9 protein-coding genes and 1 pseudogene are annotated in these 12,127 nt (G+C 62.1%); 3 read left to right on the forward strand and 7 right to left on the reverse strand.

Annotation, left to right across the window (positions count from 1 at the left end; genetic code table 11):
• The first annotated feature begins 80 nt into the window (after nt 1-80).
• Entirely contained in the window at nt 81-290 is a 210-nt protein-coding gene (locus tag NTD80_RS07830) for a DUF6124 family protein (protein ID WP_262133006.1), read from the forward strand.
• A 138-nt stretch (nt 291-428) separates the two neighbouring features.
• Here NTD80_RS07830 and trxC read toward each other — a convergent pair whose 3' ends face one another.
• The 6 genes and pseudogenes from trxC to NTD80_RS31320 form a co-directional block, all read right to left on the reverse strand.
• Nucleotides 429-863 (reverse strand): thioredoxin TrxC, encoded by a 435-nt coding sequence (gene trxC / locus NTD80_RS07835; RefSeq protein ID WP_262133007.1) that lies wholly within the window; start codon nt 861-863, stop codon nt 429-431.
• Between the two features lie 102 nt (nt 864-965).
• Entirely contained in the window at nt 966-2,429 is a 1,464-nt protein-coding gene (gene selO, locus NTD80_RS07840; RefSeq protein ID WP_262133009.1) for a protein adenylyltransferase SelO, read from the reverse strand.
• Nucleotides 2,430-2,477: 48 nt separating this feature from the next.
• Complete coding sequence (gene mscK, locus NTD80_RS07845) at nt 2,478-5,816, reverse strand: mechanosensitive channel MscK (RefSeq protein ID WP_106805357.1); 3,339 nt, start codon at nt 5,814-5,816, stop codon at nt 2,478-2,480.
• A gap of 49 nt (nt 5,817-5,865) precedes the next feature.
• Complete coding sequence (locus NTD80_RS07850) at nt 5,866-7,608, reverse strand: potassium/proton antiporter (protein ID WP_065899995.1); 1,743 nt, start codon at nt 7,606-7,608, stop codon at nt 5,866-5,868.
• Between the two features lie 240 nt (nt 7,609-7,848).
• Nucleotides 7,849-8,721, reverse strand: coding sequence for a methyl-accepting chemotaxis protein (locus NTD80_RS31315; protein ID WP_370694346.1), 873 nt, complete (start codon nt 8,719-8,721; stop codon nt 7,849-7,851).
• A 30-nt stretch (nt 8,722-8,751) separates the two neighbouring features.
• Nucleotides 8,752-9,474: pseudogene (locus NTD80_RS31320) on the reverse strand (MCP four helix bundle domain-containing protein); the annotation flags it as partial.
• Nucleotides 9,475-9,751: 277 nt separating this feature from the next.
• Here NTD80_RS31320 and NTD80_RS07860 point away from each other — a divergent pair.
• Both NTD80_RS07860 and NTD80_RS07865 read left to right on the forward strand, forming a co-directional pair.
• Complete coding sequence (locus NTD80_RS07860; protein ID WP_012721849.1) at nt 9,752-9,982, forward strand: hypothetical protein; 231 nt, start codon at nt 9,752-9,754, stop codon at nt 9,980-9,982.
• Nucleotides 9,979-10,272 (forward strand): cell division protein ZapA, encoded by a 294-nt coding sequence (locus NTD80_RS07865; RefSeq protein ID WP_065899998.1) that lies wholly within the window; start codon nt 9,979-9,981, stop codon nt 10,270-10,272. Before NTD80_RS07860 ends, NTD80_RS07865 begins: the two co-directional genes overlap by 4 nt.
• Before the next feature lie 3 nt (nt 10,273-10,275).
• Here NTD80_RS07865 and NTD80_RS07870 read toward each other — a convergent pair whose 3' ends face one another.
• Nucleotides 10,276-12,078, reverse strand: coding sequence for an acyl-CoA dehydrogenase (locus NTD80_RS07870; RefSeq protein ID WP_262133013.1), 1,803 nt, complete (start codon nt 12,076-12,078; stop codon nt 10,276-10,278).
• Between the last annotated feature and the right edge of the window lie 49 nt (nt 12,079-12,127).

The raw sequence follows: 12,127 nt of genomic DNA on the forward strand, positions 1-12,127 counted from the left end.
TCCCGGTCTACTAACCTGCGTACAGCTGCCGCCCTCGTTTAGTAGCGAGTAGGTGATGGTCCTATCAGAGAACGAAAAGCATGCTATTTACCGTCACACCCAACCTCTCCACCGAAACCCTCGTGCTAAACAGCTACGAAACCTTCTCTTCCGTGCGCACCCTGTTACTCAACTTGTCCAACGACCTCACCGGCGAACACCGCGACCTGGCACTGGCCATCCACCAGTTGAGTGAGCTGGGCGTACTGCTGGTCGGTCTGATCATGGACCGCGAAGCCCCGCTGGCCTGAGGTTAAACGCGGTCAAAAAATGTGGGAGCGGGCTTGCTCGCGAATGCGGTGTGTCATTCAGCCTATGCATCGACTGACACTGCGCATTCGCGAGCAAGCCCGCTCCCACATTTGATAGGTGTTGTTCTCAGGGGGGAGTTATACGCCCTGGCTGCGTAACCACGCCATCAACTGCGGCAACGGAAACGCCCCACTCTGGCGCGCCACTTCGCGGCCGTTCTTGAACAGAATCAAACTCGGGATCGAGCGAATCCCCAACTGCGCCGACAACTGCTGATTCGCTTCGCTGTCGAGCTTGGCCAATCGGCACTTGCCCTCCAGCTGCCCAGCCGCTTGCTCAAACACCGGCGCAAATGACTTGCACGGCCCGCACCATTCAGCCCAGACATCCACCAGCAACGGCAAATCGCCTTTGATCTGACTGGTGTAGTCACCTTGTTTCAGCTCGAACGGCGTGTTCAGCAAAACCTGCTGCTTGCAGCGCCCGCATTTTGGCGCATCGCCCAGGCGTTCGCCGGGGATGCGGTTGAGGCCGTTGCAATGGGGGCACGGGATTACGAGAGGTTCGGACATGGTGGGCTCCTGGAATGACCAATAGGTTCTATGTGGAGCCGGGGCAGATAGTTATCAAGGTTGTAGTGAGCGGGACAAGCCCGCTCACTACAACAGTAGCGCCTACGACGAACAACTGATCTCCAAATGCTTGCCCCAATCCGGCGGGCGTTGCGCGTATTGCTCCACGCCCGCTTGCTCCTCGAACGGCTTGGAAAGCACCTCGTGCAGCCGCCGCACTTCGCTGTAATCGCCGGACTCGGCGGCGGTGATGGCGTTTTGTGCGAGGTAGTTGCGCAGGATGTACAGCGGGTTGACCGCATGCATGCGCGCGCGTCGCTGTTCTTCAGTGTATGCCCCGTCCCTTGCAACGCGGGCTGTGTAGCGCTCGGCCCAGGCGTCGAAACCGGCCAGGTCGACAAAATCATCACGCAAGCGGGTCACGGCCAGTGCCGCTGGTTCATCGCCCAGGCGCCGGAAGAACAGGGTGTAATCCACACCGCTGTTCTGCATCAGCTTCAATAAGCGCTCGACCAGCGCCTGATCATCGTCCTCGGCGGTGGTCAGCCCCAAACGACGGCGCATCAGGTCCAGGTAGTGGGCCTGATACAGCGGCAGGTACAGGCCCAGCGCTTCCTTCAAGGCATCGACGCTGATGAACGGCGTCAACGCCTGCGCCAGGGCGCTGAGGTTCCATTGGCCGATCGGCACCTGGTTGCTGAAGGAATAGCGCCCTTCATGGTCCGAGTGGTTGCAGATGAAGTGCGCGTCAAAGTCGTCGAGAAACGCAAACGGCCCGAAGTCGAAGGTGATGCCGAGGATCGACATGTTGTCGGTGTTCATCACGCCGTGGCAGAAGCCGTAGGCCTGCCATTTGGCAATCATCTCGGCATTGCGCTCGACGATCTCACGGAACATCGCCAGGTACGGCTCAGGCTGCTCGCGGCACTCGGGGTAGTGCAGGTTGAGCACGTGCTCGGCCAATTGCGCCTGCTGTTCGGGCTTTTTGGTGTAGTAGAAATATTCGAAATGGCCGAAGCGGACATGGCTGTGGGCCAGGCGCAGCACCATCGCGCCGCGCTCCTGTTTCTCACGCCACACCGGGGTATCGGAGCCGACCACGCAGAGGGCCCGGCTGCTGGGAATGCCCAGCGCGTGCAGCGCTTCTGAGGCCAGGAACTCCCGAATCGACGAACGCAGCACCGCGCGCCCATCGCCCATGCGCGAGTACGGCGTCATGCCGGCGCCCTTGAGGTGCAGGTCCCAGTGCTCGCCGGCCTGGTTGTACACCTCGCCCAGCAGCAGCCCCCGCCCATCGCCCAATTGTGGCGTGTAGCCACCGAACTGATGCCCGGAATAGACCATCGCCCGCGGTTCCGCCTCGGCCCACAGCTTGTGGCCGCCAAACAGCTCGGCGAACACCGGCGTTTCAGCCACGGCCGGGTCGAGGTCGAGCAAGGCCATGGCGGCATCGCTCGCCACCACAAGGCGCGGCGCATCGAGGGGTTCAGGCAGGACGTGGGTTGAGAACGCGTCGCCCAGGCGTGCGAAGCGGTTGTCGAAGGTCAGTTCGTCGAGGGCTTTCACCGGCCATCTCCAGCAGAATGTCCGAGCATTCTGCTGGGGATAGGGCGTTTAGTCGAGTTTACCCGGCGGCGGTTCTTGCACGCCGCCGTCATTGGCGGGTTTGGCCGGGGTGTCGACTTCGACCAGTTTGTATTCCTGGCCGTGGAGGTTCTTCAGGTAGACCTCCATCTGGCGGAACGAAATGTTGATGTGCTCTTTCTTGAATTCGCGGTTGATAAAGCGGTTCACTTCGTCGATCACCGGGTTGCGGTCGCCCAGGTCGCGCACGTGCATGCGCAGTTCGTGGTCGAGGGTGCTTTCGCCGAAGTTGAGGAAGTACACGTGTGGCTCCGGTTCCTTGAGCACTCGCGGGTTCTCGCGGGCGGCCTTGAGCAGGAGTTCCTTCACGCGGTCCAGGTCGGAGCCGTAGTCCACGCCAAGCTTGAGCGTGACGCGGGTGATGGTGTCGGTCAGTGACCAGTTGATCAGTTGCCCGGTGATGAAGGTCTTGTTCGGGACAATGATGTCCTTGCGGTCGAAATCGGTGATGGTGGTGGCGCGGATGCGGATCTTGCTCACCGTGCCCGACAGGTTGCCGATGGTGATGGTGTCGCCGATCCGCACCGGGCGTTCGAACAGGATCATGATGCCGGAGATGAAGTTGGCGAAGATCTCCTGCATCCCGAAGCCCAATCCCACCGACAGCGCCGCGACCAGCCATTGCAGCTTGTCCCAGCTCACGCCGAGGGTCGACAGGGTCGAGACAAAGCCGACGCCGGCAATCACATAGGACAGCAAGGTGGTGGTCGCGTACGCGCTGCCCTGGGCCAGGTCCAGCTTGGACAGCACCAGCACTTCCAGCAAGCCGGGCAGGTTGCGCGCGAGGGCGAAGGTGATGCCGACAATGATCGACGCCCCCAGCAGGTCGCCGATGCTGATCGGCACCATGCTGATATTGGCGCCGGTGCCGCTGGTGTATTCGTAGAGCGTGACGTTGTCGAGGTAGGAGAACACGGTGATCAGGTCTTTCCAGACCCAATACAGCGCCGCGATAAAACCGCCGAGCAAGGCCAGGCGGATCAGGCGCATGGATTGTTCGTTGACCTGCTCGATGTCCAGCGTCGGCTCTTCGATCACTGCCTCGCCATCGCCGGCTTCCTTGGCAGCCTGGCGTTTGGCCAGGGCCCGTGCGTAAGCCAGGCGCCGCGCGGCGACACCCAGGCCGCGTACGAAGGTGGCTTCGATCACCAACCAGAACATCAACAGGTACAGGGTGTTGATCAGCCGGTCGCTGAGTTTGAGCGCGGTGTAGTAGTAGCCGAACAGCACCGCGATAAACAGCGCGATGGGCAGGGCGGTGAACAGCAGGCCCACGGCTTTGCGAAACAGCGAGGCTTTTTCATGCGTCGGGCTGTTCAGCAACAGGCGCCCCAGCAGCCAGGCCATCAGTGCGTAGCACAGCAGCACCACGCCGATGCCCAGCACGTCGTCGGCCAATGCCGCCGGTTGATGCTCGGCAATTGCCACCACCGCCACCAGGGCCAGCACCACCAGCCCGAGCTTGCGCACCCAGCCCTGGAGGAATTCGACCTGGGGTTTCTCCCAACGGAAGTGCAGCTCGGCCACGCCACCCGGCGCGAGGATGCGGTAGGCGGTGTAGAACACCAGCCACGCCTGGGCGATCTGCAGCAAGGCCGCGCCGAGGTTGGCGTTTTGCCCACGGGCGTCAATCTGCAGCGCATACCCGCACAGCGCCAGGCCCAGGGCTACCGGCATCGCCAGCAGGATATTGATCAGGATGGCCTGCGGCGTGTGCCACTGGCTGTCGCGCTTGAAGTGACCGATGTCCAGGTGGACCTTGTTCAGGCGCTGGTACAGGGCCTTGCGGCGCCACAACAGCGCGCCGATCAACAGCAGCAGCGGCAGGAACAGCAGCGGACGCTGGGTCAGGCCGTCGTACAACTCGCTGACGCTGGAAGCCCAGGGCAGGGTGGTGACTTGCTTGCTCAGGTGCGCCGGCACGGTTTCCAGCCACTCGGTGTCCAGCGGCTTGTTGCTGGGGATCCAGAACATTTGCTCATCCAGCGTCGCGCGCAGGGTGGTGGCGGTGCTGAGCAGTTGTTTCTGGTTCAGTTGCAGGGTGATGGATTCGTTCAGCAGCGCGCTCAGTTCACGGCTCAGGCGCTCCAGCAGGTCGCTGCGGGTGATCGCCAGCTCCAGCAGGGTGCGACGCAATTGTGGCGTGACGTCTTCCGGTGGCTGGTTGGCCAGCAGGTTGTCGACGTAGGTGCTCGGGGAGCTGATCAGCTCGCGCTGCTGGTTGACCTCGAACTGGTACAGGCGAATGTTGGCGATGTCATCGGCCAGGTCGCGGTCCACCGTCAGGCGCGGCAATGCCTGCTTCTGTTTGTAGAGAATCTTGGAGAGCAGCAGGCTGCCCTTGAGCACGTTGATCTGCTCGTCCAGCGCCGAATCGCTCTGGGTCACGGTGTCCAGTTGCTGCTTGGTCTGCAGGTTTTTCTGGGTCAGGTCGTTGAGGCGGTCGGTGCTTTTGAGCAGGTAGTCGGACAGTTTCAGGTTGGCCGCGCTCTCGGTGGCCAGCAGGCTGCTGCCGCCGGCCTTCTGCGCCTCGATGGACTGCTGGGTTACCGTCTGCTGGGACTGGGCCAGGCGTTTCTGGTTGATCAGGGTTTGCAGGTCCTGGATTTCCTGCTCCAGGCGCGCGGTTTTCTCCACCACCAGGTCGTGCTGGCTATTGCCCAGGTCTTGCAGTTGGCTGTTGCCGGCCAGTTCCTGGCGACGCAAAGGGATCAGCGCATTCAGGGCGGCGAGTTCGGCGTTCAGTTGGTTGCGCTGGTCGCCGCTGATGGTTTTGCCATTGTCCTTGCCGGCCTTGAGGATCGCATTGATCTGCTGGATGCGCGTCTGGCTGTTGCTGATTTCGGTCTGGGCGCGCTCGGGGCGGGTCTGGGCGGCAATGGTCAGGCTGTTGGCGTCTGCCAGTTCTTTTTGCAGGTCACCTTGCTGGGTGGTGCGCTGCACCAGCAGTTGTTCCAGCTGTGGCACCGGCAGGCTGGCGTAGCGCTGGGCGACCGGGATGACCTTGGTTGCCTTGAGCCGGGTCAGCTCACGCTGGTTGTCGGTGGTCTGGCGCGGGGCGTCCTCCAGCTGGCGCTTGAGGTCGATGAGGCGCTGCTCGTAATCCTGCTTGTTGCCCAGGTAATTCAGGGTCTGCTGCAGGATCGACTGCAACGCCTTCATGTCGGCGTCGGGCAGCTTGCGGTCGGGCAGCTTGTCCAGGGATTGCTGGATGGCGTCGGCGCTGGGCGGGTCGGCGGCGTGTACGCTGCCGACACAAAGGGTCAGGCCCAGCAGGGCAGTGGCGAGAAAAGTGCGCAGGATTGGCATAGAGACCGGTCGAGCAAGGTGAAGAATCGGGGCGTTGTCGCCCCGCAGTTTAGAGGAAGAGTCCGGGACCCGGGCGACTTCCTTCGGGGAATCTGACGCCGACTTTGCCGATCTTGTTCCCGTCCATGACCGCGACGGTCCAGATGGTGTTGTTCCATTCCACCTGGTCGCCCACCACCGGCGCGCCGCCGACTTTCTGGGTGATGAAGCGGCTGAGGGGCATGTCCGGGTCGATGCCTTCGAGCTTGAGGCCGTACAGGGCGGAAACCGCGCCCAACTGGGCGTCGCCTTCAAGCACGAAGTCGCCGAAGAAGCGCAGGTCCAGGCCGCGTTGCGGTGCCTGGCTGAACAGTTTGCCCAGGGCTGGCAGGTTGTGTTCGTGGCCGATCACACAGAGCAGGTCGTCGACTTCCAGCACCGTACTACCCGACGGATGGAGCAGTTGCTGGCCACGGAACAGCGCGGCGATCCGCGTGCCTTCGGGCATTTTCAGCTCGCGCAGAGCTGCGCCGATGCACCATTTTTCCGCGCCCAGGCGGTAGACGAACAGCTCCCACTCGCTGGTGACGTGCACTTCCAGGGCCGCGCGCGAGATGGGCGCAGGGTCCGGCGGTACCGTCACTTTAAGCAGCTTGGCCACCCACGGCAGGCTGGTGCCCTGCACCAGCAATGACACCAGCACGATAAAGAAGGCGAGGTTGAAGTACAGCTGCGCATGCGGCAGGCCGGCCATCAGCGGGAACACCGCCAGGATGATCGGCACCGCGCCACGCAGGCCAACCCAGGCGATGAAGGCTTTTTCGCGGCCATGGAACGCCTTGAACGGCAGCAGGCCGACCATCACCGACAGCGGCCGCGCGAACAGGATCATCCACAGCGCCAGGCCCAGGGCCGGCAGCGCGATCGGCAGCAAGTCGTGGGGCGTGACCAGCAGGCCCAGCACCAAAAACATGCCGATCTGCGCGAGCCAGGCCATGCCGTCGAGCATATGCAAAATGCCATGACGGCTGCGCACCGGGCGGTTGCCGATCACCAGGCCGCACAGGTACACGGCGAGGAAGCCGCTGCCGTGCAGGGCGTTGGTCAGGGCGAACACCACCAGGCCGCCGGCGATCACCAGGATCGGGTACAAGCCCGTGGCCAGGTTGATGCGGTTGACCATCTGCAGCATCAGCCAGCCGCCGCCCAGGCCGACGATGCCGCCGATGCCGAACTCGCGCACCAGGTGCGTCAGCAGGCTCCAGTGCAGGCCGGTCTGGCCGCTGGCAAGCATGTCGATCAGGGTAACGGTGAGGAACACCGCCATCGGGTCGTTGCTGCCGGACTCGATTTCCAGGCTGGCGGTGACCCGCTCGTTCAGGCCCTTGCCGCCCAGCAGCGAGAACACTGCCGCGGCGTCCGTGGAGCCGACGATGGCGCCGATCAACAGGCCCTGGATGATATTGAGGTCAAACAGCCAGGCCGCGGCCATGCCGGTGAGGCCGGTGGTGATCAGCACCCCGACCGTGGCCAGCGACAACGCCGGCCACAACGCTACGCGAAAGCTCGCGACCCGCGTGCGCAGGCCGCCGTCCAGCAGGATCACGGCCAGCGCGAGGTTGCCCACCAGGTAGGCGGTCGGGTAGTTATCGAAAATGATGCCGCCGCCATCGACGCCGGCGACCATGCCCACGGCCAGGATGATCACCAGGATCGGGATGCCCAGGCGGGACGAAAGAGAACTCACCAGAATGCTTGCACCCACCAGCAACGCGCCGATCAAGAACAGGCTGTTGATGGTCGTCGCATTCAAAGGCAGTACTCCATGAGTAAACAAGACGGGGCGCAAACTGACCATGCAGTCTGCGTGCCAGCGATTCTAACCTGTTGAATTGCTGCGCTGTCAAAAAGGTTTCGTGGCGCGATGAAGATCAAATGTGGGAGCTGGCTTGCCTGCGATAGCATCGCCTCGGTGAGCCTGATTCACCGAGGTGCCTGCATCGCAGGCAAGCCAGCTCCCACAAGGGATCAGCGCTGCCAGGAGGGCTTTGGTTCAGAGGCGGAACCGCCCCACCATCCCATTCAAATCCACCGCCAGGCGCGACAGCTCACTGCTCGCCGCACTTGTCTGGCTGGCGCCGGTGGCGGATTGCACCGACAAATCACGGATGTTCACCAGGTTACGGTCCACTTCCCGCGCCACTTGCGCTTGCTCTTCCGCCGCGCTGGCGATCACCAGGTTGCGCTCGTTGATCTCCACGATGGCGGTGTTGATGGTGTCCAGCGACATCCCCGCGCCCTTGGCGATGTTGAGTGTCGATTCCGCACGTTCGGTGCTGTTGCGCATCGAGTCCACCGCGTGCTCGGTGCCGGCCTGGATGCTGCCGATCATCCGCTCGATCTCGCTGGTGGACTGCTGGGTACGGTGGGCCAGGGCGCGCACTTCATCGGCAACCACGGCGAAGCCACGGCCGGCTTCCCCGGCACGCGCGGCTTCAATGGCGGCGTTGAGGGCCAGCAGGTTGGTCTGGTCGGCCAGGCCGCGAATCACGTCCAGCACCTTGCCGATATCCCGGGACTCATTGGCCAGGTCGCCGATCAAGGTAGCGGTGGCTTGCACGTCGCCGCTCATGCGCTCGATCGCGCTGACGGTTTCCTGTACCAGGTCACGCCCGTCGCCGGCGGAAGTGGTGGCATTGCGCGAGGCTTCGGAGGTGCTCACCGCATTGCGCGCGACTTCTTCGACGGCGCTGGTCATCTCGTTGACGGCCGTGGCGGCCTGTTCGATTTCGTTGTTTTGCTGGGTCAGGCCGCGGGCGCTTTCGTCGGTGACGGCGTTCAGCTCTTCAGCCGCCGATGCCAGCTGGGTGGCGGAGCCGGCGATACGCTGCAGGGTGTCGCGCAGCTTGTCCTGCATCTTGGCCATGGCCGCCAAAAGGCGCCCGGCTTCGTCGTTGCCGTCAATCTTGATCGGCCGCGTCAGGTTGCCTTCGGCGATTTCTTCAGCGGCGCCCAATGCCTGGGAAATCGGCAAGGTGATGCTGCGGGTCAGCAGCCAGGCGAACAGCAGGGTCAGCGCGGTGGCGATTACCAGCAGGCCCACCACCAGGTCAAAGGCCAGATCGTACTGGTCTTCGGCTTGCTGGTTGGTGGCCAGGGCCATCTTGTTATTGAGGTCCAGCAGGCGCGTGAGCACCGCGTTGACCTGCTCGGAGTTGCTCAGCAGTTCGGTGTTGAGCAGGCTGCGCAACTCGTCCACCTGATTGGCGCGCGACAGGCTTTTCATGCGCTCTTCGATCTGATGGTACTGGCCGAGCAGGCGCACGTATTCGTCGTAGGTCGAACGCTCCTCGCTGCTCTCGATCAGCTTCTCGTAGACCGCCTGGGCCGTGCGGATCTGCTGGTTGCGCAGCTCGAAAGCCTCGAGGGTTTTTTGTTGCACCTCCGGCTCGCGGTTGGTCAGCAAGCGATAGGACAGGACCCGCAGGCGCAAAGTGAGTTGGGTGAACTCATCCAGGGCGCGAATGCTCGGCACGCTGGACAGCGTGATGTCTTCGGTGGCGCCACGGATTTTGCTCATCTGGTTCAGGGCGAACACACCGAGAAACAACATCAGGGCACCAATCAGCGCGAAGCCGAGGAAGGCCCTCGGAGCAATATTCATATTACGAAGCGACATGCGGAAATCCTGGGGAGAAGCGCGATCCGTGCGGTCATGAGACGGGGTGTCCCTCTCTATCGGACGTACGACTAAAGTCTAAAGGGCGCTGTGCGTTTTTGTCGCACCTGACGAGGGGTTGCGCTGATTCAGGAACCAGATGGGGGAAATGCAGTCACTAAGGCTCGAAAGCGTGGCCCGGCCCTTAAAAAACGGGCTGCGCGCCGGGGATAACCCTGGCATCCGAGGTGAATTTTCTTTATCGTCACCGCCCTTTGAAAAAGCCCGAGAAATCAAAATGTTAGAAGCATCCCTCAGCCAACTGGAACAACTGGTCAGCGACCTGGTACAGCAGAATCAGGATCTACTGGGCAGCAACGAATCCCTCAAGGCCGAACTGGCTCGCGCCAAGGATGAGAACGACAGCCTGCAATTGAACCTGATGGAACAGGAAGAAAAGCATGGCGCCACCGCCGCGCGTATCCAGGCGTTGGTTGAGCGCGTGAGCGCAGGGCCTGTCAGCGCATGAATGAAGGGATAAAGGTCGTTTCGATTCTCGGAGAGGATTACTCGATCAAGGCACCGGCAGGGGAGGACAAGACCCTGATGCACGCCGTGACCATGCTCAAGGCGTCCCTGGCCACCACCAAGAAAAAGTACCCTACCCTGATCGGTGACAAGCTACTGGTGCTGGCGGCGCTGAACCTGTGCGCCGAGCAGATCGAAATGCAGCAGGCTCACCAGCAGGAACTCGACCGTTACCAAGAGCAAGTCAGCGCCACGGTCGATGTGATTTCCAAGGTGATCGGACAGCCTTAGGGGTCAGAACCACTCATCCTGCATGCCGAGGCACGTGTCATCACGTGCTTCGAGAATCGCCAGTTCATGATGGCAGCTTGGTACTTCCCATGTCAGGAAGTACCGAGCGGCCTGGAGCTTGCCTTTATAGAAGGCCACATCCGCCGCATTGCCCCTGACCAAGCCTTCCTCGGCGCGAATCGCCTGTTCCAGCCAGCGCCAGCCAATCACCGTATGCCCGAATACCTTCAGGTACAGCGCCGAATTCGCCAGGCTGCTGTTGACCTTGCCGTGGGCGAGATCCGTCAGCAGGCCGATGGTCACGCTTTGCAGGCGGTTAACCAAGTGCTCCAGCGGTTCCCTGAGTGGGGTGAGGCTTGGGTATTGCTGAGCACGCGCACCGGTTTCGGCGATCAGTCTGATGAGTTGCTTCAAGCCCGCCCCGCCGTTCTGTGCGAGCTTGCGCCCGAGCAAATCCAGGGATTGGATGCCATGGGTGCCTTCATGGATCGGGTTCAGGCGGTTGTCGCGGTAATACTGCTCTACCGGGTATTCACGGGTGTAGCCGTGGCCGCCGAGAATCTGGATCGCCAACTCGTTGGCCTTGAGGCAGAACTCCGAGGGCCAGGATTTGACGATCGGGGTCAGCAAGTCCAGCAGTTCGTGGGCGTGCTTGCGCTCGGCTTCGGTTTCCAGGGTGGTGGTGTCGTCGAACAGCCGCGCGGCGTAGAGGCCCAGATCGAAGGCGCCTTCCACGTAGGATTTCTGGGTCAGCAGCATGCGTTTTATGTCCGCGTGCTGAATGATCGAGACCGGTGCGGTGGTCGGATCCTTGCTGTCCGGCAGACGTCCCTGCGGACGCTCGCGGGCGTACTCCAAGGAATAGAGGTAGCCGGCGTAACCGAGCATGACTGCGCCCATGCCCACGCCGATGCGCGCCTCATTCATCATCTGGAACATGCAGCTCAGGCCCTGATGCGGCTTGCCCACCAGATAGCCGACACAGTGGCCGTTATCGCCGAAATTCAGCGCCGTGGACGTGGTGCCGCGCCAGCCCATCTTGTGGAACAGCCCCGCCAGCAACACGTCGTTGCGTTCCCCCAGGCTGCCGTCGTCGTTGACCAGGAACTTGGGCACGATAAACAGCGAAATGCCCTTCACCCCAGGCGGCGCGTCCGGCAGCTTGGCCAGCACCATATGCACGATGTTTTCCGACAGTGGGTGATCGCCGCCGGAAATGAAAATCTTGTTGCCTTTGAGTCGATAGCTACCGTCAGCCGCTGGCTCTGCGCGTGTACGAATATCCGACAGGGATGAACCGGCATGTGGCTCGGTGAGGGCCATGGTGCCGAAGAAGCGGCCCTCGATCATCGGCTGCAGGAAGCGTTGTTTCTGCTCCTCGGTGCCGAAGCTTTCAATCAGGTTGGCGGCGCCCATGGTCAGGAACGGATACGACGTGGACGCGGCGTTGGCCGATTGGAAATGCGCGAAACAGGCCTGGGACAGCAGGGTGGGCAGTTGCATGCCGCCCGCTTCGAAACTGCGCGCCGCGTTGAGAAAGCCGGCTTCGAGGAACGCATCCACCGCCGGCTTCACTTCCGGAATCAGGATGGCATTGCCGTTTTCGTAGCGCGGTTCGTTTTCGTCATTCTTGCGGTTGTGCGGTGCGAAGTACTTCTCGGCAATGCTGCGCGCCGTGCTGATGGCTGCATCGAAGGTTTCGCGATTGTGCTCTGCAAACCGCTCGCGCTGGGTCAGGCCCTCGGCATCGAGGACTTCATACAGCTCGAAAGCCAGATTGCGGGAACTGAGCAGCGTCTCGGACATGGCGGCTTACCTTTGAAAAGTATGCCGCAGTCTAGAAGCGCTGATAAAA

This window comes from Pseudomonas sp. 13B_2.1_Bac1 (assembly GCF_025466155.1).
Lineage (GTDB): Bacteria > Pseudomonadota > Gammaproteobacteria > Pseudomonadales > Pseudomonadaceae > Aquipseudomonas > Aquipseudomonas aylmerensis.